This is a genomic window from Alloalcanivorax profundimaris, assembly GCF_015265435.1.
Taxonomy (GTDB): domain Bacteria; phylum Pseudomonadota; class Gammaproteobacteria; order Pseudomonadales; family Alcanivoracaceae; genus Alloalcanivorax; species Alloalcanivorax profundimaris.
In genome coordinates this window covers 266,822-286,928 of record NZ_JABJWH010000020.1, presented here as the reverse complement: position 1 = coordinate 286,928, position 20,107 = coordinate 266,822, and the positions used below count along the sequence as shown (strand labels likewise).

The following is a 20,107-nucleotide window of genomic DNA, read 5'->3' as shown; positions in this document are numbered from 1 at the left end:
GTGACGAACATGGCATCCTTCCTTCGTGGCTTTGAAGGAAGGATGCGTCCGGCGGCGTTTTGTTACACCGCCGTCAGGCGATGCGCGCCGGGGTGCTGCTTTTTTCCAGGCGGATGGCGATCAGCTTGGAGGTAGGCGTGAAGCTGCCGTCTCCGTAGCTGTCCATGGGCACCAGCGGGTTGGTTTCCGGGTAGTAGGCGGCGGCCTGGCCGGCGGGCACATCGTACTCCAGCAGGGTGAAATCGCTGACGCGACGCTCCACGCCATCGCGCCACAGGGACACCAGATCAATCTTGTCGCCGGGCCGGAAGCCCAGGCGCTTGATGTCGGCGCGGTTGGCGAACACCACCTTGCGCTCACCGTGCACGCCCCGGTAGCGATCGTGCAGCCCGTACACCGTGGTGTTGTACTGGTCGTGGGAGCGCAGCGTCTGCAGCACCAGATCCGGTTCCTCGCCACGGGCCAGGATCGCGTCGTCCACCAGGCTGCCCGGCAGCGAATTGCTGGCCAGGCGGGCGCGGCCGCTGGCGGTGTGCCACTGGCGCTCGCGGGCCGGATTGCCCAGGTAAAAGCCGCCTGGATGTTTGAGCCGTTCGTTGAAGTTGTCGAAGCCGGGTATGGTGTCCTGGATCAGATCGCGGATGCGGTCGTAATCCTCCACCAGGGCGGACCAGTCCACCGGTGTCTTGCCCAGGGTGGCCTCGGCGATGCCGGCGATGATGGCCGGCTCGGAGCGCATTTGCTCGGACAGCGGTTTCAGCTGGCCGTGGGAAATGTGCACCATGGAGAAAGAGTCCTCCACGGTGACGCCCTGGGGCCCGGCCGCCTGACGGTCGATGTCGGTGCGCCCCAGGCAGGGCAGAATCAGCGCCTCGGTACCGCACACCAGATGGCTGCGGTTGAGCTTGGTGCTGATCTGCACGGTCAGATCGCAGCTGCGCAGGGCCTCGTGGGTGCGCGGCGTGTCCGGGGTGGCCTGGGCGAAGTTGCCGCCCAGGGCCAGGAACACCTTGAGCTTGCGCGCCACCATGGCCTGCAGGGTGGTGATCACGTTGTAGCCCGGCTCCCGGGGCGGCTGGAAGCCGAAGCGTTTTTCCAGAGCGTCCAGCAGCGCCGCCGGCGGCTCGTCGGCGATGCCCACGGTGCGGTCGCCCTGCACGTTGGAGTGGCCGCGCACCGGGCACAGGCCGGCGCCCTCGGCGAACTGGCCGCGCAGCAGTTGCAGGTTGGCGATTTCCTGAATGGTGGGCACGGAGTGCTTGTGCTGGGTAATGCCCATGGCCCAGCAGATGATCACCCGTTTGCTGTCGCGGTGAATGCGCGCCGCCTGCTCGATGACGTCGCGGCTCAGGCCGGACTGTGCCTCGATCCGTTCCCAGGAGGTGGCGTCCACCTCCGCCAGGTAGTCGTCCAGGCCGGTGGTGTGCTCGGCGATGAAGGCGTGGTCGAACACCGGCTCGCCGCCGCTCTCCATGGCCTCCCGGTCCCACTGCAGCAGCCATTTGACCATGCCGCGCACCGCCGCCATGTCGCCGCCCAGGGCCGGGCGGAAGTAGGCGGTGTTCAAGGGCGAGGAGCCGCCGGTGAGCATTTCCTTCGGGTCCTGGGGCGCCTGGAAGCGTTCCAGGCCGCGCTCCTTGAGCGGGTTGAACACCGCCACCTGGGCGCCGCGTTTCACCGCGTCGCGGATCGGCTCCAGCATGCGCGGGTGGTTGGTGCCCGGGTTCTGGCCAAACAGGAACAAGGCGTCCGCCTTCTCGAAATCCTCGAAGGTTACCGTGCCCTTGCCGGTGCCGATGCTGTCGGAGAGCGCCACGCCGCTGGCCTCGTGGCACATGTTCGAGCAGTCCGGGAAGTTGTTGGTGCCGAAGGCGCGCACGAACAACTGGTACAGGTAGGCCACTTCGTTGCTGGCCCGGCCCGACGTGTAGAAGGCGGCGTCGTGGGGGCTGTCCAGGTTCTTCAGGTGCCGGGCGATCAGTGCGAAGGCGTCGTCCCAGGCAATCGGCTCATAGTGGTCCGTGGCCCGGTTGTAGACCATGGGCTCGGTGAGCCGGCCCTGGAATTCCAGCCAGTAGTCGTCGTGTTCGAGCAGTTCGCTGACACTGTGTTTCGCGAAAAAGGCGGCGTCCACCCGGCGGCTGGTGGCTTCCCAGTTCACTGCCTTGGCGCCGTTCTCGCAGAATTTGATCATGCCGCCCTGGGGCGTCTCGCCCCAGGCGCAGCCGGGGCAGTCGAAACCGTTGCTCTTGTTGGTTTTCACCATGGCGAACAGGTTCTTGAACGGCTGCTTGCTCTCGAACCAGTGGTCGGTGACGGCGCGCAACGCGCCCCAACCGGCGGCGGGACCCGGGTAGGGCTTGAAGCGCAACCGGTCGGCGGGGGTATGAGGATCACTCATGGGGTTCTCCGTGTTCCCGGGCCCGATGTCCGGGATCAGCGTATCGGGCTGTACAGGCGCGGCGCGCCGTGTCGGGGTTGATGAATCAGGTTCAGTTCGCTGCGGCGTGCCTGGCGCACGCTCAGTGACGACGGCGCGGACAGGCTCACCAAAGTGCCGGCCCCGGCGCGCACCGCCTTGTGGATCAGCTCCAGGCCGCAGCGGCTGGTGATCGCCAGGAAACCGTCCGCCGGGTTCAGGCCCTGGCGCACGCAGGCGCCGATCAGCTTGTCGAGCGCGTTATGGCGGCCGATGTCCTCCCGGCAGAGGCGCGTCTCGCCGCTACCGTCCACGTAAATCGCCGCATGCATGGCGCCACTGTGCCGCGCCAGCCGCTGGGTGGCGTCGAAGCGCTCGCGCAACCCGTCCAGATGGGCGCGCGGCGGCAGCGTCGCCCGCTCGCGTACCGGCAACGGCGGCAGCGCCTGGTCCAGGGCTTCCACCCCGCACAGGCCGCAGCCGCCGGTGCCGGCCTGGCCGCGCCGCTGCTGCTTGAAGCCGGCGAAAGCGCGGCTGCTCAGGGTCACCGCCACTTCCATGGCGTCGTCGTGGGCCGTCAGCTCGATGTCGTAGAGGGCGCGGACGTCGTCCACCAGGCCGGCGGTCAGCGTGAAACCGGCGACGAAGTCCTCCAAGTGTTCCGGGGTGGCCATCATCACCGCGTGATTGATGCCGTTGTAGCTGATCGCCACCGCCACTTCCGCGGCCAGCGCCTGCTCGCCGCCGACGCCATCGGCGCCGTATTCCCGGTAAGCAAAGCGGGGAGACGGATCGTTCAGCGTTTCCTGGATGGGATCATGCCCGGCGTCGTGCCGGGGCGGGGAGGTCATGCCGGTGCCTCTTGCGGTCGGAAAGCATTCTGCCCGAGAGGATAAGCGCTTCGCGCGTGCTGGCCAAATAACGAATGCCTATCGGCCAATTGGCCGTGCCGCGGCCTTGGCGCCCGGGCCGGAATCGTCGATGCTTTGGTCACTCGTTGACGAGAGGCAGGCGCCGTGAATCAGGGACGCTACGATACGGCCGGTTCACCGGAAGGCGAATGGGAACCGGGCTCGGAGGAACAGGTGCTGGCCAATCAGCTTGGGGTTACCGACCCCTGTCTGATGGACCAGATTGAGCTCGATGGTTTGAACTATCTCTATCAGAGTGTGTATGAATCCGTGACTGAAGACGAAACGCTGGGCATGGAGGACATCATTGCCTGGCACCGGGAATGGCTAGGGGGCATTTACGCCTGGGCGGGCCAGTATCGGACCGTCAATATGAGCAAGAATGGCTTTCCGTTCGCCGCCGCCGCCCAGTTGCCCCGTCTCGCCGAGGAGCTGGATCAGATGATCCAGGAATCAACCCCATGTCTTTGTATGACGGAGGAGGAACTGGTTGCCGCGATTGCCAGAACCCACGTCGAGTTTGTTCTTGTGCACCCTTTTCGGGAAGGCAATGGGCGCATCGCCCGGTTGCTGGCGGATATCATGGCCCTTCAGGCGGGTAAGGCGGGGCTGGATTTTTCCAGTTGGGACCGGGACCGGGATAATTACTTCGCCGCTATTCAGCAGGGGCTTGGTGAGGATTATGGGGCGATGGAAGCGTTTGTCAGCTCTGCCTTGCGGGACGCCGAGTCGGATGTTTTTTGAGTTTGGCCTTGATCACCTTTACTGATTCGCCGGTTTCAATGGCGGTGGAACTGGCCACGGAGCGGGCACGAACACGCCACGCGCCGCCTGCCCGGCGGAGATGGGGGTTGGTCTCGGAAAGAGGTGCGGTGCCGCGTTTTCTATTCATGACGCCATTATACCCGCTCTGAAACCTATCCCGAAAGCGGTTTGAAAGCGTTAACGCCGTGGTTCCAGCCGCTCCAGCACCGCCCGGGTGTCGCGTTCGTTCAGGGGCGGCGGCGGTTGGTGAAGGTGGTCGGTGAGGGCGTCGAGCTGGCGCAGGTAGCGTCGGCAGTGGCGGCAGATCAGCAGATGGGCGCGCAGGGCCAGGCGCCGGCCGGGCCGCAATTCGGCGCCGTCGATCAGCAGGTCGGCCTGATTGACCAGATCTCGGCATTTCAGCATTCGCCGGTCTCCTGAAAGTGATCCACCATTTGGAAAATGCGGGCCCGGGCCCGGTGCAGCAGCACCCGGGCGTTGGATGCACTGACCTCCAGAATGTGACAGATGGCGTCGAAATCCAGCCCCTGCACGTCGCGCAGCTGCAGTAGCAGGCGCTGGTTGTCGGGCAGGGCCGCCAGGTTCTTCTCCAGGCAATGCTGCAGCTCATCCCGGGTGAGCAGGGCGTCCGGGCCGGTGAGGTCCCAGTGGCGCGGCGGGTCCCGCCAGTGGCCGCCGGGTTTGAAGCGGTGGTCCAGGGCGTCGCCGCCGTCCTCGGTGGGGTCGAACGGTATTTCCCGGCCGCCACGGCGCAGCTGCATGCGGGCCTGGTTAATGACGATGCGGGTGAGCCAGGTGAGCAGGGCGCTGCGGCCCTGGAAGCGGGGCAGGGCCCGGTGGGCGGCGATCCAGGCGTCCTGAACCGCCTCCTCGGCGTCCGCCGGACTCAAGAGAGTGCGGGCGGTGGCCAGCAGGCGCGGATGATACCCGCGCACCAGTTCCGTCAGGGCGTCACGGTCGCCGGCGCGCAGGCGATCCAGGAATTCGGGACTTTCCAGCTCCGGGATGGCCATGGCGCGCCCGGCCCCGTCCTACCGGCGACACGCCGCGGGCCGGCGCCGGAATCGGCGTGCGGCTTGCGGCGTGTCTTCCGAGGCCCGATTCATACCTCGATGCGCTTGTACTTCATGCGCTTGGGCTGCAGGGCGTCGTCGCCCAGTTGCTTGCGGCGGTACTCCTCGAACTCGGTGTAGGAACCCTCGAACCATTCCACCTGGGCGTCGCCCTCGAAGGCCAGGATGTGGGTGGCCACCCGGTCCAGGAACCAGCGGTCGTGCGAAATCACGATGGCGCAGCCGGGGAAGGTGAGCAGCGCTTCTTCCAGCGCGCGCAGGGTTTCCACGTCCAGGTCGTTGGTGGGTTCGTCCAGCAGCAGCACGTTGGCACCCTGCTGCAGCAGCTTGGCCAGGTGCAGGCGGTTGCGTTCGCCGCCGGACAGGTCGCCGACCCGTTTCTGCTGGTCGCCGCCCTTGAAGTTGAAGCGGCCCAGGTAGGCGCGGCTGGGGATTTCGTAGCTGCCGATGCGCAGGATGTCGTTGCCGCCGGACACCTCTTCCCAGACCGTCTTCTTGGGGTCCAGGTCCTCGCGGCTCTGGTCCACGTAGGCCAGGTCCACGGTCTCGCCCACCTCGATCTCGCCGGAGTCCGGGGTTTCCTCGCCGGTGAGCATGCGGAACAGGGTGGTCTTGCCGGCGCCGTTGGGGCCGATGATGCCGACGATGGCGCCGCGCGGCACGGCGAAGTCCAGGTGCTCATAGAGCAGCTTGCCGTCGAACTGCTTGGCCACGTCCTTGATCTCGAACACCTTCTCACCCAGGCGTTCGCCGGGCGGAATGTACAGCTCCTGGGTTTCGTTGCGCTTCTGGAAGTCCTGGTTGGCCAGTTCCTCGAAGGCGTTGACCCGGGCCTTGTTCTTGGCGCGCCGGCCTTTCGGGTTCTGGCGCACCCATTCCAGCTCCTTCTCCACGGTCTTGCGATGGGCGCTTTCCTTCTTCTCTTCCTGCTCCAGGCGCTGCTCCTTCTGCTCCAGCCAGGAGGAGTAGTTGCCTTTCCAGGGAATGCCCTCGCCGCGGTCCAGCTCCAGAATCCACTCGCAGGAGTTGTCCAGGAAGTAGCGGTCGTGGGTCACCGCCACCACGGTGCCGGGGAATTCGTGCAGGAAGCGCTCCAGCCAGGCCACCGACTCCGCGTCCAGGTGGTTGGTGGGCTCGTCCAGCAGCAGCATGTCCGGGGCGCTCATCAGCAGCCGGCACAGCGCCACCCGGCGGCGCTCACCGCCGGACAGGTTGGCCACGTTGGCGTCCCAGGGCGGCAGCCGCAGGGCGTCGGCGGCGATGTCCAGGCGCCGCTCGATGTTGTGGGCGTCGGTGGCCTCGATGATGTTTTCCAGCCTGGCCTGTTCCTCGGCCAGCTTCTCGAAGTCCGCGTCTTCTTCCGCGTAGGCGGCGTACACCTCTTCCAGCCGCGCCTGGGCATTACGGATCTCGGACAGGGATTCCTCGACGATCTCGCGCACGTTCTTGTCCGGGTCCAGCTCCGGCTCCTGGGGCAGGTAGCCGATGTTGATGCCCGGCTGCGGCCGCGCCTCGCCGATGTAGTCCTTGTCGACCCCGGCCATGATGCGCAGCAGGGTGGACTTGCCGGCGCCGTTGAGGCCCAGCACGCCGATCTTGGCGCCCGGGAAGAACGACAGGGAGATGTCCTTGAGGATCTGCTTCTTGGGTGGGACGACCTTGCCCACCTTATCCATGGTGAAGATGTACTGGGACATAGAAAGAAACTGCCTGAAATCGGGATGAAAAGCCCGCCATACGGGGCGCGGGCGGAATGGCGCCTAAACTAACCGAACCCGGCCCGGGATGAAAGCCCGCTCAAGTTCCCGCCGCCGCCGCCGATATCCAGCGCTGGGAACGAATAAACGACGGGCGCCATGGATGCCCGCAATGAGGGAGACGAGCGGTGTTTGCCAAATTCAACCAGATCAATGTGAAGTACGGGGCCGCCTTCATCGGCGTGGCGTTGGCGCTGCTGGTGGTGGTCACCGCCAATGCCATGCTGGTGCACACGGTGAAGAACCGCATGGTGGAGGTGGCGGAGGTGTTCAACCAGGCCCTGTCGCTGACGCTCAACGCCGACCGTGACCTGTACCAGGCGCGCATCGCGGAGATGTCCTACCTGGCCACGGTGCCGGAAACCGCCGAGGCGGAGGCCAACCGCCGGACCTTCGAGGAGAACGCGGACCAGGCCCGGGACCGTCTCAAGAAAGTGGCTGAATTGCTGGCGCCATACACCGACACCGGCGAGCAGCTGGACCGCTTCCAGGCCCTGTACGGCACCTGGCGCGAGGACGCCACCCAGGTGTTCACCCTCTACGACGACCAGGACATCGGCGGCGCCATGGATCAGCTGGGTGGCGACTCCCTGAGCGCTTTCCAGGCCCTGCGCGGCTTCTACGACGAAACCGGCCAGGCGGTGGACGCCCGCGTTCAGGCGCTGGAGGAGGAAACCCTGGCCCAGGTGGCGCGCCAGCAAACCCTGGTGATCGGCTTCGCCGTGGTGGTGGGGCTGATGGCCGTGGCGGTGGCCCTGATCGGCCCGCATTTGATGTCCAAGGCGATCCGCCAGGTCAGCCAGCGTATCCGCGAGATCACCCAGGGCGACGGCGACCTCACCGCCCGCATCGACAGCCACCGCCGCGACGAAATCGGCGAGCTGGCGGCGGAATTCAACGCCTTCATCGACCGCATCGACACCACCCTGCAGTCGGTGCGCGACAACGCCCTGGGCGTCAACCGCGCCTCCGACGAGATCGCCCAGGGCAGCCAGGATCTGGCCTCGCGGACCGAGCAGTCCGCCGCCAACCTGCAGCAGACCTCCGCCTCCATGGAGCAGATCACCACCACGGTGCGCAATACTTCCGACGCCGCTCGCCAGGCCGAAGGCATGGCCCAGTCCACCGTGGACGTGGCCCGTCGCGGCCAGGAAGCGATGCGCGAGGTGGAAACCACCATGGAGGAAATCAGCGACGCCTCGGCGAAGATCAACGAGATTATCGCCATGATCGACGGCATCGCCTTCCAGACCAATATTCTGGCGCTGAACGCTTCCGTGGAGGCGGCCCGGGCCGGTGAGCACGGCAAGGGCTTCGCCGTGGTGGCCCAGGAAGTGCGCACCCTGGCCGGCCGCTCCGGCGATGCCTCCCGGGAAATTCGTGAGCTGGTGGATCGCTCCGTGACCTCCACCCAGAACGGCGCCGGCCTGGTCAAGAACGCCGGGCGCACCATGGAGGAGATCGTCGAGAGCATCGACAAGGTGACCCGGGTGATCAGCGACATCAGCACCGGCGCCCAGGAGCAGAGCCAGGGCATTGGCCAGGTGAACACCGCGGTCACCGAGCTGGATACCATGACCCAGCACAACGCCTCCCTGGTGGAGGAAACCAGCGCCGCCGCCGAGTCCATGCGCCAGCAGGCGGCCGCCCTGGCGCGGCTGATCGCCGGCTTCCGGCTCAGCGACGGCGCCCCGGCTGGCGGCGACCGGGAAAGCGCCGTGCCCACTCTGCGCGCGGTGCCGTCGGATCGCTCCGCTGGAGGGGGTGACCTGGCGGCCTGAGGCCCGGCCCGCCCGGAAACACGGGCCGGCGACGCCGGTCCGTTTTCGTGTGGGCGGATTTTGGTGTTTTCCTGTTTTTTTCGGGGAATTTGCCGACAAATTGCCCGCACTTTTCGTTATTTTTCACCGATCTGACACATCCGGCCGGCATCCTGCACTCCGTCTTTCCTCAGGATTTTTCAGGAGTCGGTCATGCCTCGCTCACTCAATCGCATTAGTGTGAAATACGGGCTCGCCTTTATCGGCGTGGCCCTGTCGCTGTGGCTGGTGGCGGCGGCGGACGCCCTGCTGGTGAACGCGCTGCGCGAGCGGGTGGACGCCTTCAGCGGCCCCTTCCACGCCGCCACCGTGGCGGTGATGGGCGCCCACCGGGATCTCTACCAGGCCCGCTCGGCGGAGAACGAGTACCTGCGCTACATCCCCGGCACCCCGGAATCCAAGGCCGCCAAGGCCGCTTACCAGCAAAGCGTGGAGGACGCCCGCCAGGGCATGGCGCGGTTCCGCGCGGAAATGGCCGGCTACCCCGCCGTGCTCGAGCGCACTGAAGGCTTCGCCGAACGCTTCCAGGCCTGGCACGACGCCTCCCAGGCCACCTTCGATTACTACGACGACCAGAACGTGGTGCGCGCCAGCCAGCAAATCGATCGGGATTCCCTGGACGCCTTCCAGGCCCTCGGCGAGGCCTACCGGCAGGCCAGCGCGGCGGTGGAGCGCACCACGGCCGCGTTGGCGGCGCGCACCGCCGCCGAGATCCGCCGGCAGCGTTTGATCGTGGGCGGCTTCGCGGCCCTGGTGGGCCTGCTGGCAATGGCGCTGGCCCTGATTGGCCCGCATCTGATGGCCAAGGCGATCCGCCAGGTCAGCCGGCGCATCGGCGAGATCACCCGGGGCGACGGCGACCTCACCGCCCGCGTCGACAGCCCCCGGGGCGACGAAATCGGCGAGCTGGCCCGGGAGTTCGACGCCTTCATCGGGCGCATCGACACCACCCTGCAATCGGTGCGCGACAACGCCGTGGGCGTCAGCACCGCCGCCGAGGACATGGCCCGTGGCAGCCAGGACCTGGCCGCGCGCACCGAGCAATCCGCCGCCAATCTGCAGCAGACCTCCGCTTCCATGGAGCAGATCACCGCCACCGTGCGTGGCACCGCCGGGGCCACCGACCAGGCCGGCCAGCTGGTGCGATCGGCGGTGGACGTGGTGCGCCGGGGCCAGGACGCCATGGGCGAGGTGGAAACCACCATGCAGGAAATCAGCGAGGCGTCCGCCCGGATCAACGAAATCATCGCCCTCATCGACGGCATCGCCTTCCAGACCAACATCCTGGCGCTCAATGCCTCGGTGGAGGCGGCCCGGGCCGGCGAGCACGGCAAGGGCTTCGCCGTGGTGGCCGAGGAAGTGCGCACCCTGGCCGGCCGCTCCGGCGAGGCCTCCCGGGACATCCGCGCGCTGGTGGACCGCTCCGCGGGCGCCACCGACAAGGGCGCCGGCCTGGTGCGCCGCGCCGGCCGGACCATGGAGGAGATCGTGGCGAGCATCGACCGGGTCAGCCAGGTAATCGGCGACATCGGCGCCGGCGCCCGGGAGCAAAACCAGGGCATCGACCAGGTGAACACAGCGGTGGCCGAGCTCGACGCCATGACCCAGCACAACGCCGCCATGGTGGAGCAGGGCAGCGCCGCCGCCGACGCCATGCGCCGCCAGGCCGCCGCCCTGGCGGACCTGATCGCCGGCTTCCGGCTCACCGGATCATGAGCCCCGGTCATGGTTAACCTGAACCCCCTTCAAGTGCTATCCGGCCAGGTTTTGGGTAGAATACGCGCCCCTGACACCCACCATTGCACGACGACAGGTAACCCATGTTCCCGAAATCCATGTCCATCGCCGAGTTCGACCCGGAAATCCAGGCCGCCATCGACGCCGAGCGCGAGCGCCAGGAACAGCACATCGAGCTGATCGCCTCCGAGAACTACGCTTCCCCGCGGGTCATGGAAGCCCAGGGCTCCGTCCTCACCAACAAATACGCCGAGGGCTACCCGGGCAAGCGCTACTACGGCGGTTGCGAGAACGTGGACGTGGTCGAGCAGCTGGCCATCGACCGCGCCTGTGAGCTGTTCGGCGCCGACTGGGCCAACGTGCAGCCGCACTCCGGCTCCCAGGCCAACGCCGCCGTCTACATGGCCGCCCTCAAACCCGGCGACACGGTGCTCGGCATGAGCCTGGACGCCGGCGGCCACCTGACCCACGGCGCCAAGCCCAACTTCTCCGGCAAGATGTACAACGCCGTGCAGTACGGCCTGGACAACGACACCGGCCTGATCGACTACGACCAGGTGGCCGAGCTGGCCCGCGAACACAAGCCGAAAATGATCGTCGCCGGCTTCTCCGCCTACTCCCAGGTGGTGGACTGGCAGCGCTTCCGCGACATCGCCGACGAAGTGGGTGCCCTGCTGCTGGTGGACATGGCCCACGTGGCCGGCCTGGTCGCCGCCGGCGTCTACCCCAGCCCGGTGGGCATCGCCGACGTGGTCACCACCACCACCCACAAGACCCTGGGCGGCCCGCGCGGCGGCCTGATCATGGGCAAGGCCAACGACGACCTGCTCAAGAAGATCAACTCCGCGGTCTTCCCCGGCGGCCAGGGCGGCCCCCTGGAGCACGTCATCGCCGCCAAGGCGATCTGCTTCAAGGAAGCCATGGACCCGGCCTTCAAGACCTATCAGCAGGACGTGATCAAGAACGCCCAGGCCATGGCCCGCGTGTTCATCGAGCGTGGCTTCGACGTGGTCTCCAACGGTACCGAGAACCACCTGTTCCTGCTCAGCCTGATCAAGCAGGACATCACCGGCAAGGACGCGGACGCCGCCCTCGGCCGCGCCCACATCACCGTCAACAAGAACGCCGTGCCCAACGACCCGCGCTCGCCGTTCGTCACCTCGGGCCTGCGCATCGGCTCGCCCTCCATCACCCGTCGCGGCTTCAACGAGCAGGACGCCGCCAACCTGGCCGGCTGGATCTGCGACATCCTCGACAACATGGGCGATGAGAGCGTGATCGACGACGTGCGCGGCAAGGTCGCCGAAATCTGCGCGCGCCTGCCGGTCTACGAGCGCTAAGAAATGAGTTAACAGTTAACAGGGAACAGTTAACAGCGAAAACAAAACGAGGCGTCAAGGATGACGGAAAAATTCGTGGCGCGGGAGAAATCCCGCGCTTTCGCGTTGCGGGTGGTGAGAAGCTGCCAGTATCTGCAGGGCCGGAAACGGGAATACGTGCTCAGCAAGCAACTGCTGCGCAGTGGCACGGCCATTGGCGCTCTGGTGCGCGAGGCGGAGTACGCGGAAAGCCGGCCTGATTTCGTGCACAAAATGCACATGGCGTTAAAAGAAGCCAACGAGACGGATTACTGGATAGACTTACTCTCGGACGCGGGTTACTTCGCCCCGGAGGTGGGCCAGTCGCTGCGAGTGGACTGCCGGGAGCTGCTGCGCATCTTGATCGCCATTATCAAAACCACAAAAAGTCAGCGATAATGCCTCCTTGTTTTCGCTGTTAACTGTTCACTATTAACTATTAACTGGTCTCCCATGTATTGTCCTTTCTGCGGCGCCCAAGACACCAAGGTCATCGACTCCCGGCTGGTCGCCGACGGCGGCCAGGTGCGGCGTCGCCGCGAGTGCCTGAGCTGCTCGGAGCGCTTCACCACCTTCGAAACCGCCGAGTTGGTGATGCCCCGGGTGGTCAAATCCGACGGCACCCGGGAGCCCTTCAACGAGAGCAAGCTGCGCGCCGGCATGCTCCGTGCGCTGGAAAAGCGGCCGGTGAGCATGGAGGACCTGGAAGCGGCCATCAGCCGCCTGTGCCACCGGCTGCGCGCCACCGGCGAGCGGGAAGTGCCGGCCCGGGAAGTGGGCGAGTTCGTCATGGAGGCCCTGCAGGAACTGGACGACGTGGCCTATGTGCGCTTCGCCTCCGTGTACCGCAGCTTCCAGGACATCTCCGAGTTCGCCGCCGAGGTGGACCGCCTGCGCAAGGGCGGCCGCAAGGACGGCGAGCCGGGTGACGACCAGGGCGGCGCATGAGCGACGCCGCCTTCGACCAGCAGTGCATGCTGCGCGCCCTCTATCTGGCCCGGCGCGCGCTCTACACAACCGACCCCAACCCCCGCGTGGGCTGCGTGCTGGCCCGCGACGGCGCCGTCATCGCCGAGGGGTTTCATCCCCGCGCCGGTGAGCCCCACGCCGAGCGTTATGCCCTGGCCGCCGCCGGCGACGCCGCCCGGGGCGCCACCGCCTACGTCACCCTGGAGCCCTGTTCGCACACCGGCCGCACCGGTCCCTGCGCCGACGCCCTGATCCAGGCCGGCGTGGCCCGGGTGGTGGTGGCCATGCAGGACCCCAACCCGCAAGTGGCCGGCAACGGCCTGCGCAAGCTGCGCGACGCCGGCATCGAGGTGGAGGTGGGCCCGCAGGAGCAGGAGGCGCGGGCGCTCAACCCGGGCTTTATTCGCCGCATGTCCGGCCAGCGCCCGCTGGTGCGCATCAAGGCCGCCGCCAGCCTGGACGGGCGCACCGCCATGGCCAGCGGTGAATCCCAGTGGATCACCGGGCCGCAAGCCCGGGAGGACGTGCAGCGGCTGCGCGCGCGCAGCTCCGCCATCGTCACCGGCATCGGCACGGTGCTGGCCGACCGGCCCTCCTACACGGTGCGCCCGGAACAATGGACCCTGGGCCGCTACCACGATTACGGCGACGGCGAGGTGCGCCCGCCGCTGCGGGTGATCCTGGACCCGGCCCTGCGCACGCCGCCGGACAGTCCGGTGGTCAGCGCCGCCGGCCCCTGCCTGATCGCGCACGGCGAGGCGGCCCCGGCGGAACCCCGGGCGGCGCTCGAGCGGGCTGGCGCCGAGCTGCTCGTGCTGCCCCTGGCGGCGCGGCCGGAGGGCGCCCCGGAAGCGCCCCGGCCGGAGGAGCGTCGCGGCCTGGATCTCACCGCGCTGCTGGCGGAACTGGCCCGCCGCGAGTGCAACGAGGTGCTGGTGGAATGCGGTGCCACCCTGGCCGGCGCCTTTGTCCGCGACGGCCTGTTTGATGAGTTGATCGTTTACATGGCGCCCACCCTGCTGGGTCGCGACGCCCGCGCTCTGCTTGACCTGCCCCTGAATCGCATGGCCGACCAGGTGCGCCTGCGCTGGGCGGACGTGCGCCACCTGGGCGACGACCTGCGGCTCACCCTGACCCCGGCGTGATATGCGCTGCCCCAAGTGTGACCATCCCCGAACCGCCGGCCAGACCACCTGCGACGGCTGCGGCCTGGTGTTCCACAAATACGACGCCTACCTGGAGCGCCAGCGGCAACTGGGACAAAGCCGCACGCCGCCCGGGCCGGACCGCCGCGAGCGGTTGAAGGCCTGGCTGCGCGGCCTCGCCGTGCCGCCGGACAGCCTGCGCCGTTACCCCGCCGCCTACGCGCTCCTGTGGTTGGGGCTGGCGGTGTGGGGCGGCGCCCAGATCACCCAGAACCTCCACGAATTGGGCTACCAGCCCAGCGTCCTGCACAACGTGAACCTGCCCTTCCACGAGGCCGGCCATGTGGTGTTCGGCGTGTTCGGCCGTTTCATCGGTTCCCTGGGCGGCACCCTGGGGCAGCTGCTGATCCCGGTGATCTGCGGCATCGCCCTGCTGCGCCGCCCGGACACCTTCGGCGCCGCCGTCTGCCTGTGGTGGTTCGGCCAGAACTTCCTCGACATCGCCCCCTACATGGCGGATGCCCGCGCCGGCCAGCTGCCCCTGGTGGGCGGCAACTACGGCCGGTCCTCGCCCTACGGCTTCCATGACTGGGAATTCCTGCTCGGCGAAACCGGCCTGCTGGCCTGGGACAAGGCGCTGGCCTCCCTCACCCTCAACCTGGGGCGGCTGATCATGGTGGCCTCCGTGGCCTGGGCCGGGTTGTTGGTGTGGCGGGGCCGGCGCGGCGACGCCTGAGCCTCAGGGGGCGATGGCCAGCCGGTTGCGACCGTCCGCCTTGGCCTGGTACAGCGCCTGGTCGGCGCGCCGTAGGGTGGCGCGCCAGTCGCCGTCGGTGAGTTGGGCGAAGCCCACGCTGGCGCTCATCTCCAGCCCCGGGGCGGCCGGGTCCAGGTGGCGGAAGGCACGCAGCAGGCGCTCCGCCACGGCCAGGGCCGCGTCGCTGCCCGCCTCGCTAAGGTGCACCACGAACTCATCGCCGCCCCAGCGGCAGGCCACGTCCTGCTCGCGCACGGTCTGGCGAATGCCGTCCGCCACCGCGCGGATCAGCCGGTCGCCGCGTTCGTGGCCATAGCGGTCGTTGACCACCTTGAAATGATCCAGGTCGATGAACAGCAGGCCGCCGGCGCCCTCGGCGGGCAGCCGGTCCAGGTGTTGCTCCATGTAGGCCCGGTTGAACAGGCCGGAGAGCGGATCCCGGGTGGCCTTGTCCGCCAGCCGGCGCATCTGGTGGTCGTGGTAGGTGCGTTCGCGCAGGGTCTTGGAGTAGTGCATGGCCATGGCCGCGAAGGCGCCGATCTGGAACACCGCGCAGGCCAGGGTGAGGCCGCTGAAGGGCAGCAGCTCCATGCCCAGCTCGCGGAAGGTGTCGTGGACGCCGGCCAGGAAGAACACGGTGAAACCGAACACCGTCATCCGCCACGGCAACCGGCCCTCGGCCCGGCGGGCCCGGCGCAGCATGGCCCAGGCCACCGCCACCAGGGTCGCCAGGCAGGCCACGTAAACGGGCCCGGCGAGAACACCGTAATCCGCGAATACACCCACCGGCGTCACCCGATACCGGTCGGAGGCAATCACCAGCCGTGGGTCGTCGACCCAGAACAGCCCGGCCAACAGGGCGCCCAGCAGATAGATTGGCAATAAGCGCCTTGATGGTATGCGACGGTCACCCAGTACCTGGTGCAGCGCCACCAGGGAGGCCAGCGATAGGATCACCGCGCTCAGGGACACCCGGTACGGCACCATGACGCTTTCCAGGCGGTTTTCCATCAGGCAGATGCGCACCGCGATGTCGCCGGCCACGTAGGTGGTGGCGCACAGGTTGGCCACCGTGAAATGCAGCGCCACTGGCGCTTCCCGGTCGCCATTGCGGTACAGCGCCACGGTGAACACCACCAGCAGGCTGGACAGGGTGGCGGTGGCGCCCACCGCCATGATCTTCCCCCACAGCGCCCAGGTGTCCACGCCCGCGCCCGTCAGGCCGGCGACCACGATTTCATTCGGCATACAGCCCCTTTCACGACGAAAAGCCCCCGCGAAGAGAGTAGCAAAAGCGGTGCCGGGCCGCCGCTTCCCCGGGTGTTAAAGCGTTGTCTTTTGGTTCCTGCCTCAGGGAAGGGGGCGGATGGGGCTGGCTCTGTATCGTATTGTTAACGGTTTCCCGGTTGAAGGGCGCGCACGGGAGCCCGAAACGATGCTGAAAAGGGCAGTATTATTGCCATTAAAAACAAAGATTTATGCAGGTTAATCCTGGCCGGTCGGCGGCCCGCTTCAATATGATACGCAATTGAGATATTGACACTAAATTATGTGTCGTATAAAAAGGAGCCATTCATGGCGGAAACCCCGGCGCCCCGGCGTTCCGCCCACGCATCAAGGAGGCACCCATGTACGCACAACAGGTGGACACCGGCAGCAAGGGCCTGAAGAGCCTGGACGAGATGAGCCCGGAAGAACGCCACTTCCAGGAGAAGGTGGACGCGGAAGTCCGCATCGAGCCCAAGAACTGGATGCCCGATGGCTACCGCAAGACGCTGATTCGTCAGATCTCCCAGCACGCCCACTCGGAAATCGTCGGCATGCTGCCGGAGGGCAACTGGCTGACCCGGGCGCCTTCGCTGAAACGGAAACTCCAATTGATGGCCAAGATCCAGGACGAGGCCGGCCACGGCCTGTACCTGTACAGCGCCATGGAAACCCTGGGTGCCGACCGCGACGAGGAAATCGAGAAGCTGCACCGGGGCGAAGTGAAGTTCTCCTCCATCTTCACCTACCCGACGCTTACCTGGGCGGACATGGGTGCCATCGGCTGGCTGGTGGACGGTGCCGCCATCGTCAACCAGGTGCCGCTGCAGCGCTGCTCCTACGGCCCCTATTCCCGCGCCATGATCCGCGTCTGCAAGGAAGAGAGCTTCCACCAGCGCCAGGGTTACGAAATCCTGCTGACCATGATGCGCGAAGGCACCGACGAGCAGAGAGAGATGGTGCAGGACGCCATCAACCGCTTCTGGTGGCCATCGCTGATGATGTTCGGCCCGTCCGACGTCAACTCGCCCAACTCCGCCCAGTCCATGGCCTGGAAGATCAAGCGCCACAGCAACGACGAACTGCGCCAGCGCTTCCTCGACCAGACCGTGCCGCAACTGGAATTCCTCGGCTGCACCGCCCCGGACCCGGACCTGAAATGGAACGAGGAAACCGGCCACTACGACTTCGGCGAAATCCAATGGCAGGAGTTCTTCGACGTGCTCAAGGGCCACAGCCCCTGCGGCGTCGAGCGCATCCAACAGCGCAAGAAAGCCATCGACGAGGGCCAGTGGGTGCGTGACGCCGCCGTGGCCTACGCCGACAAGCAGAAAGCGAACGCCGCTTAAACCGAATTAATTCAACGGAAATCGAAATGGCAGACTGGACCCTCTTCGAAGTCTTCGTGCGCAGCAAGCACGGCCTCAACCACAAACACGTGGGCAGCGTGCACGCCGCCGACGCCACCATGGCCCTGGAAAACGCCCGCGAGCTATACACCCGCCGCAGCGAAGGCGTCAGCATCTGGGTGGTGCCCGCCGACCGGATCACCGCCAGCGCCGGCGACGAGAAAGAACCCTTCTTCGACCCGGCCGACGACAAGGTCTACCGCCACGCCAGCTTCTACAAGCTGCCCCCGGAAGTGGACCAGATGTGAGGAGCGTGACGATGACGACCGATCAAGCACTCACCGAATACCTTCTGCGCCTGGCCGACACCGACATGGTGCTGGCCCAGCGCTTCTGCGAATGGTGCGGCAACGCCCCGGCGCTGGAAGAAGAAATCGCCATGATGAACGTGGGCCTGGACCTGATCGGCCAGGCGCGCAACTGGTACGACTACGTCGCCGAACTGCGCGACGACGGCCACGATGCCGACTTCCTGGCGTTCCGTCGCAACGAGCGCGAATACCTCAACCTGCTGATCGCCGAACAACCGCGCGGCGATTACGCCGTCACCACGGCGAAGCAGTTCTTCTTCGACGTCTGGCACCACCTGGTGCTCACGCGCCTGACCGAATCCAGCGACGAACGCATCGCCGGCATCGCCGCCAAGGGCCTCAAGGAAGCCACCTACCACCGCCGCCGCTCCACCGAATGGATGCTGCGCCTGGGGCAGGGCACCGAGGAGAGCCACCGCCGTCTCACCGACGCCGTGCAAAACCTGTGGCGCTTCACCTGTGAGCTCACCGACACCGACGAGATCGAGGACCAGCTCGCCGAGGCGGGCATCGGCGCCGGCAACGTGGGCGACGCCTGGCGCGCCGAAGTGGCCCGCGTGTTCGCCGAGGCCGGCCTGGAGCTGCCGGAACCGGCGCGCCACTTCTATATGGACGGCAAGAACGGCAAGCACACCGAGCATCTGGGCTTCCTGCTGGCCGAGATGCAGTACCTGCCGCGGGCCTACCCCGATGCAACCTGGTGATCTGATCTATCGCGAGCGCAAGGCCTACCAAGGTGTACCGCTCGGCGAAGACGACCTGCCCCGGGCCTGGGAATGCCTCACCGAAGTGATGGACCCGGAAGTGCCCGTGGTCAGCGTCGTCGATCTGGGCATGATCCGCGCGGTGGAGTGGGAGGGCGACCGCCTCAAGGTCAAAGTCTCGCCGACTTACTCCGGCTGCCCGGCCACCGAGGTGATCGAGCGCGACGTGCAAGAAGCCCTGGAAGATACCGGCTTCAAGAACCCGCGCATCGAACGGGTGCTGGCCCCGGCCTGGACCACCGACTGGATCACCGACCAGGGCCGCGCCGCGCTCCAGGCCTACGGCATCGCGCCGCCGCCCAAAGGGCAGGGCCGAGACACCTTGCACGACCCCGGCCCGGCGGAATGCCCGCACTGCGGCAGCACCGACACCGTGCAGGTCAGTGAATTCGGCTCCACCGCCTGCAAGGCGCTCTACAAGTGCCGCGACTGCCTGGAGCCGTTCGATTACTTCAAGTGCCTCTGAATGGGTCACCTGAATCGGCCACCTGAATCAAGAGCGGGCCGCCCGCCGCCAAGCACGCGGCCCCTCGAAACCGAAAAGTGAAGAGTTCGCGCCATGAACCAATTTCATTCCCTGACCATCCGTGAAGTGCGCCCGGAAACCCGCGAAGCCGTCTCCATCGCCTTCGACGTGCCCCCGGAGCTCCGCGACACCTTCCGCTTCACCCAGGGCCAGCACCTGATCGTCCGCACCCATATGGACGGCGAGGAAGTGCGCCGCTCCTACTCCATCTGCACCGGCGTCCACGACGGCGACCTGCGCGTGGCGGTGAAAAAAGTGCCCGGCGGCCGCTTCTCCGGCTTCGCCAACGGCGACCTGAAAGAAGGCGACACCCTGGAAGTGATGCCCCCCAGCGGCCACTTCTTTATCGACCTGGATCCCGAGCGCCAGGCCCACTACCTGGCGGTGGCCGCCGGCAGTGGCATCACGCCGATCCTGTCGATCATCAAAACCACCCTGGAAGCCGAGCCCCACAGCCAGTTCACGCTGCTCTACGGCAACCGCTCCAGCAACTCCACCCTGTTCCGCGAAGCGCTCAGCGACCTGAAGAACGCCTACCTGGGCCGCTTCAACGTGATCTACCTGTTCAGCCGCGAACAGCAGGACGTGGACCTCTACAACGGCCGCATCGACGCCGACAAATGCGACGCCATCTTCTCCCGCTGGCTCGACACCCCGAACCTGCACGCCGCCTTCCTCTGCGGCCCGCAATCCATGACGGAGACCGTCAAAGAACGGCTGATCGCCAACGGTCTGGACAAAAGCCGCGTGCACTTCGAACTGTTCGGCGTGGAAGGGCAAACCCAGCGCAAACACCGCGTCCCGGAAGAAGTCGCCGCCGACGAAACCAAAACCCAGGTCACCATCATCGCCGACGGCCGCGAAGTGCTCGTCGAACTGCCCCGGGACAGCAAGAACATCCTCGACGCCGCCAACGAAAACGGCGCCGACCTGCCGTTCTCCTGCAAGGCCGGCGTCTGCTCCACCTGCCGCTGCAAGGTGGTGGAAGGCGAAGTGGAAATGGACAACAACTTCGCCCTGGAAGACTACGAAGTCGCCGCCGGCTACGTGCTCTCCTGCCAGAGCTACCCGGTCACCGACAAGGTGGTCCTGGATTTCGATCAGCCGTAGGCCTCGATCA

The 20,107-nt window shown here is 66.7% G+C and carries 19 protein-coding genes; 13 read left to right on the top strand and 6 right to left on the bottom strand.

The window, feature by feature from the left end; translation table 11 throughout:
- Positions 1-73: 73 nt before the first annotated feature.
- Both HMJ39_RS11720 and fdhD read right to left on the bottom strand, forming a co-directional pair.
- The gene (locus HMJ39_RS11720) at positions 74-2,401 is read right to left on the bottom strand and encodes an FdhF/YdeP family oxidoreductase (RefSeq protein WP_194297456.1); all 2,328 of its coding nucleotides are present in this window, start codon (positions 2,399-2,401) and stop codon (positions 74-76) included.
- A 35-nt stretch (positions 2,402-2,436) separates the two neighbouring features.
- Entirely contained in the window at positions 2,437-3,270 is an 834-nt protein-coding gene (gene fdhD, locus HMJ39_RS11715; RefSeq protein ID WP_194297455.1) for a formate dehydrogenase accessory sulfurtransferase FdhD, read from the bottom strand.
- A gap of 165 nt (positions 3,271-3,435) precedes the next feature.
- Here fdhD and HMJ39_RS11710 point away from each other — a divergent pair, with 165 nt between their 5' ends.
- Positions 3,436-4,074, top strand: a complete 639-nt coding sequence (locus tag HMJ39_RS11710) for a Fic/DOC family protein (RefSeq protein ID WP_194297454.1) — start codon at positions 3,436-3,438, stop codon at positions 4,072-4,074.
- 198 nt (positions 4,075-4,272) lie between these two features.
- On the opposite strand, the gene HMJ39_RS11705 is transcribed toward HMJ39_RS11710, so the two are convergent.
- From HMJ39_RS11705 to ettA, 3 genes are all read right to left on the bottom strand, one after another.
- The gene (locus tag HMJ39_RS11705; protein ID WP_194297453.1) at positions 4,273-4,500 is read right to left on the bottom strand and encodes a cupin domain-containing protein; all 228 of its coding nucleotides are present in this window, start codon (positions 4,498-4,500) and stop codon (positions 4,273-4,275) included.
- Positions 4,494-5,108, bottom strand: coding sequence for an RNA polymerase sigma factor (locus HMJ39_RS11700; protein WP_161384860.1), 615 nt, complete (start codon positions 5,106-5,108; stop codon positions 4,494-4,496). Before HMJ39_RS11700 ends, HMJ39_RS11705 begins: the two co-directional genes overlap by 7 nt.
- 89 nt (positions 5,109-5,197) lie before the next feature.
- Complete coding sequence (gene ettA, locus HMJ39_RS11695) at positions 5,198-6,865, bottom strand: energy-dependent translational throttle protein EttA (protein ID WP_161384861.1); 1,668 nt, start codon at positions 6,863-6,865, stop codon at positions 5,198-5,200.
- Between the two features lie 188 nt (positions 6,866-7,053).
- Between ettA and HMJ39_RS11690 the strand changes: the two genes are divergently transcribed.
- The 7 genes from HMJ39_RS11690 (at position 7,054) to HMJ39_RS11660 (ending at position 14,690) form a co-directional block, all read left to right on the top strand.
- Positions 7,054-8,706, top strand: a complete 1,653-nt coding sequence (locus tag HMJ39_RS11690; RefSeq protein ID WP_194297452.1) for a methyl-accepting chemotaxis protein — start codon at positions 7,054-7,056, stop codon at positions 8,704-8,706.
- A 192-nt stretch (positions 8,707-8,898) separates the two neighbouring features.
- Positions 8,899-10,461, top strand: coding sequence for a methyl-accepting chemotaxis protein (locus HMJ39_RS11685; RefSeq protein ID WP_194297451.1), 1,563 nt, complete (start codon positions 8,899-8,901; stop codon positions 10,459-10,461).
- Between the two features lie 104 nt (positions 10,462-10,565).
- Positions 10,566-11,822 carry a serine hydroxymethyltransferase gene (glyA, locus tag HMJ39_RS11680; RefSeq protein ID WP_194297450.1) on the top strand — a complete coding sequence of 419 codons (1,257 nt, stop codon included), beginning with the start codon at positions 10,566-10,568 and terminating at the stop codon, positions 11,820-11,822.
- A gap of 60 nt (positions 11,823-11,882) precedes the next feature.
- Complete coding sequence (locus tag HMJ39_RS11675; RefSeq protein WP_194297449.1) at positions 11,883-12,239, top strand: four helix bundle protein; 357 nt, start codon at positions 11,883-11,885, stop codon at positions 12,237-12,239.
- A 54-nt stretch (positions 12,240-12,293) separates the two neighbouring features.
- Positions 12,294-12,788, top strand: coding sequence for a transcriptional regulator NrdR (gene nrdR / locus HMJ39_RS11670; protein WP_161384876.1), 495 nt, complete (start codon positions 12,294-12,296; stop codon positions 12,786-12,788).
- On the top strand, positions 12,785-13,954 hold the full coding sequence (gene ribD / locus HMJ39_RS11665) for a bifunctional diaminohydroxyphosphoribosylaminopyrimidine deaminase/5-amino-6-(5-phosphoribosylamino)uracil reductase RibD (protein ID WP_194297448.1): 1,170 nt from the start codon (positions 12,785-12,787) through the stop codon (positions 13,952-13,954). Before nrdR ends, ribD begins: the two co-directional genes overlap by 4 nt.
- A 1-nt stretch (position 13,955) precedes the next feature.
- Entirely contained in the window at positions 13,956-14,690 is a 735-nt protein-coding gene (locus HMJ39_RS11660; RefSeq protein WP_194297447.1) for a zinc ribbon domain-containing protein, read from the top strand.
- A gap of 3 nt (positions 14,691-14,693) precedes the next feature.
- On the opposite strand, the gene HMJ39_RS11655 is transcribed toward HMJ39_RS11660, so the two are convergent.
- Positions 14,694-15,959, bottom strand: a complete 1,266-nt coding sequence (locus HMJ39_RS11655; protein ID WP_194297446.1) for a GGDEF domain-containing protein — start codon at positions 15,957-15,959, stop codon at positions 14,694-14,696.
- 380 nt (positions 15,960-16,339) lie between these two features.
- On the opposite strand from HMJ39_RS11655, the gene paaA reads away from it, so the two are divergent.
- The 5 genes from paaA to paaE all read left to right on the top strand — a co-directional run bounded on the left by paaA (position 16,340) and on the right by paaE (position 20,097).
- The gene (paaA, locus tag HMJ39_RS11650; protein WP_194297445.1) at positions 16,340-17,326 is read left to right on the top strand and encodes a 1,2-phenylacetyl-CoA epoxidase subunit PaaA; all 987 of its coding nucleotides are present in this window, start codon (positions 16,340-16,342) and stop codon (positions 17,324-17,326) included.
- A gap of 26 nt (positions 17,327-17,352) precedes the next feature.
- Positions 17,353-17,634, top strand: a complete 282-nt coding sequence (gene paaB, locus HMJ39_RS11645; RefSeq protein WP_194297444.1) for a 1,2-phenylacetyl-CoA epoxidase subunit PaaB — start codon at positions 17,353-17,355, stop codon at positions 17,632-17,634.
- Between the two features lie 11 nt (positions 17,635-17,645).
- Positions 17,646-18,401, top strand: a complete 756-nt coding sequence (gene paaC, locus HMJ39_RS11640) for a 1,2-phenylacetyl-CoA epoxidase subunit PaaC (RefSeq protein ID WP_194297443.1) — start codon at positions 17,646-17,648, stop codon at positions 18,399-18,401.
- A complete protein-coding gene (gene paaD / locus HMJ39_RS11635; RefSeq protein ID WP_194297442.1) occupies positions 18,388-18,927 on the top strand; it encodes a 1,2-phenylacetyl-CoA epoxidase subunit PaaD in 540 nt (179 codons plus the stop codon). Before paaC ends, paaD begins: the two co-directional genes overlap by 14 nt.
- A gap of 93 nt (positions 18,928-19,020) precedes the next feature.
- On the top strand, positions 19,021-20,097 hold the full coding sequence (gene paaE, locus HMJ39_RS11630) for a 1,2-phenylacetyl-CoA epoxidase subunit PaaE (RefSeq protein WP_194297441.1): 1,077 nt from the start codon (positions 19,021-19,023) through the stop codon (positions 20,095-20,097).
- Positions 20,098-20,107: the final 10 nt, after the last annotated feature.